Raw genomic sequence first — 2,633 nt, 5'->3', positions numbered from 1 at the left:
CTGCTTGCGCGCCTCGCTCTGCTCGCGGATGCCGCGGGCCTGCGCGCGCCGCACGGCCAGCGGCTGGGACAGGAACCATTGCTGCCACTCCATGCTGCGGGCCTGCGCGCGAAAGCGCTGGTAGTCCACGTCGTCCAGGCAGAGCAGGTCGCCGTGGCTGAGCACGGTGCGTTCGCCGCCGAACTGCAGCACCGTCGGGTCGTGCAGCCCCGTCAGGCCGCAGTGGGCCAGAAAGCGCGGCCCCACCAGGAAGTCGCGGTTGCCGTGCATGAAGAACACCGGCCGCTGGCGGGCCGCCTCGCGCAGCAGGGCGCCGCATTCGGCCTCGAAGGCCCCCTCGGCATCGTCGATGCAGTCGTCACCCACCCACACTTCGAACAGGTCGCCCAGGATGAACACCGCGCTGGCGTCGGTGGTCCGCAGATAGCGTCGCCAGGCCTCGAACGTGGCGGGCTCGCTGGCCTGCAGGTGCAGGTCGGAAATGAATTCGACCGTGCGCCAGTCCGAAGCAGCGGCAAGCTCCTCGAACCGGGGCACGGTCGTGGTCACGGGGCGGGCGGGGATGGGTGCGCCGCGGTCGCCGCGATTACAGGGCGACGGCCTTCTCGATGATCACGTCGTCCTTGGGCACGTCGTCATGGAAGCCCTTGCGGCCGGTCTTCACGCCCTTGATGGCATCGACCACTTCGGTGCCCTTGACCACCTTGCCGAACACGGCATAGCCCCAGCCCTGGGCGGACGGCGCGGTGTGGTTCAGGAAGCCGTTGTCGGCCACGTTGATGAAGAACTGGGCGGTGGCCGAGTGCGGATCGCTCGTGCGGGCCATGGCCACGGTGTAGTTGGCGTTCTTCAGGCCGTTGTTGGCCTCGTTCTCGATCGGGGCTTCGGTGCCCTTTTGGTTCATGCCGGGCTCGAACCCGCCGCCCTGCACCATGAAGCCGGGGATCACGCGGTGGAAGATCGTGTTGTCGTAGTGGCCCTTCTTCACGTAGGCCAGGAAGTTCTCGGTGGACTTCGGCGCCTTTTCGGCATCGAGTTCGAGGGTGATGACGCCGTGGCCGGCGATGTGCAGTTCGACTTGGGGGTTGCTCATGGGATTCCTTGGAAAGCGTTGGGGGCCGGGAGGGCCGTGGTGAACAGGGGCCGGCGGGCTTTACTTGACGACGGTGGCGGAGGTGATGACGACGGGTGTCGTGGGCACGTTCTGGTGCATGCCCTTGTTGCCCGTGGACACGGCCTTGATCTTGTCCACCACGTCGGTGCCCGAGACCACCTTGCCGAACACGGCGTAGCCGTTGCCTTCACCGGTGGCGTTGAGCATGGCGTTGTCCTTCACGTTGATGAAGAACTGCGAGGTGGCCGAGTCCGGATTGCCGGTGCGGGCCATGGCGATGGTGTAGTTGTCGTTCTTGAGGCCGTTGTTGGCCTCCAGCGGAATCGGTGCCTTGGTGGGCTTTTGCTGCATGTCGGGCGTGAAGCCGCCGCCCTGGATCATGAAGCCGTTGATCACGCGGTGAAAGACGGTGCCGTCGTAGTGCTTGTCCTTCACGTAGGACAGGAAGTTGTCCACCGTCTTCGGGGCCTTGGCGGGGTCGAGCTGGACCACGATGTCGCCCAGCGACGTGGCGAGCTTCACCTTGGGGGCCGCCGCGTCCTGCGCCTGGGCGGGTGCTGCGGAAACGATAGCTGCCAGCGCCATGCTGGCCAGCGCCAGGGTCGAATTTCTTCTGGAAATCATCCAATCACTCCTTCGAAAAATATCTGCCATTGGTTGCCCTTGCGGGTCCAGTATTGGCGCTTGACGGGGCCGGTGCGGGCCCCTTCGATGACCTCGCCGAACGTTACCACCATGGTGTCGGAGGCATCCGTCCAGCGCAGCAGGGTCTTGTCCTTGAGCTGGATCGGCCGCCCGCGCAGCGCGCGCGTTTCCGCGCCCAGCTGCTTGGAAAACTCCTGCAGCGGCATCTTGCCGTAGCTCTGGAACGTGGGGGCGTAAAACCCCATCAGGCGCTGCAGGTCGCCCTGCGACTTGGCGGTGCGCCAGGCATCCAGCACCGCATCGAACGCCTTGCGGTCGGCCTGCACGCTGTGCGGCGGCACCCATTGCAGCTGCCGTGCGATCACCACCGGCGTGGAGCGTGGCTCCACCGTGCGCAGGATGCGCTCCAGGTCCGGGTTGGCCAGGGCCAGGCACCCGTCGGTGGCCAGCGGCGCGCGCGAGAACTGGTCCGGCGGCGTGCCGTGCAGCCAGATGCCGCTGCCCGTCTTGCCGCGGCTCTGGTCCAGCGGATTGGGGTAGTTGATGGGCAGGGCGCCGGCGCCGTAGAAGTCCTTGAGCGTGGCCGGGTCCAGGCGGCTCGTGATGAAGTACACGCCCAGCGGCGTGCGCTGGTCGCCCTCGATGAGTTTTTCGATGCCGAGCTTGCCCACCGAGGCGTAGTAGTCGGCCACGAGTTCCAGCCCGTTGGGCGTGTTCTCGAACAGGTAGAGCCGCGAGCGCGACGCATCGACCGCGATCGCGTGCCGCGAACGCAGCGACAGCTCGATGAACTGGGCGGGAATGGTGCGCGCCTGGGGGCGCACCCGCAGGGCGTCCGTGCGCTGGCGCGACTCCGCGCGCAGCTCGGCCAGCA

General features: G+C 66.9%; 4 protein-coding genes. All 4 read right to left on the bottom strand.

Annotated elements, in window-relative coordinates; genetic code table 11:
- A partial coding sequence (locus tag AC27IO_RS22685; RefSeq protein ID WP_498740899.1) for a UDP-2,3-diacylglucosamine diphosphatase occupies positions 1–549 on the bottom strand: 549 nt, incomplete at its 3' end.
- Positions 550–586: 37 nt separating this feature from the next.
- Positions 587–1,093, bottom strand: coding sequence for a peptidylprolyl isomerase (locus AC27IO_RS22680; RefSeq protein WP_284402562.1), 507 nt, complete (start codon positions 1,091–1,093; stop codon positions 587–589).
- A gap of 60 nt (positions 1,094–1,153) precedes the next feature.
- The gene (locus tag AC27IO_RS22675) at positions 1,154–1,738 is read right to left on the bottom strand and encodes a peptidylprolyl isomerase (protein ID WP_498740896.1); all 585 of its coding nucleotides are present in this window, start codon (positions 1,736–1,738) and stop codon (positions 1,154–1,156) included.
- The coding region (locus tag AC27IO_RS22670) for a L,D-transpeptidase family protein (RefSeq protein ID WP_487090820.1) at positions 1,735–2,633 on the bottom strand (899 nt) is incomplete at its 5' end. The genes AC27IO_RS22675 and AC27IO_RS22670, both read right to left, overlap by 4 nt.

It is taken from the genome of Acidovorax sp. KNOB132, assembly GCF_057541515.1.
This window is presented reverse-complemented; position numbering and strand designations above follow the sequence as displayed.

Bases quoted from the DNA above. Each gene is read 5' to 3' on its own strand.
- AC27IO_RS22680 (WP_284402562.1), bottom strand. From the start codon at position 1,093: ATGAGCAACCCCCAAGTCGAACTGCACATCGCCGGCCACGGCGTCATC.
- AC27IO_RS22675 (WP_498740896.1), bottom strand. From the start codon at position 1,738: ATGATTTCCAGAAGAAATTCGACCCTGGCGCTGGCCAGCATGGCGCTG.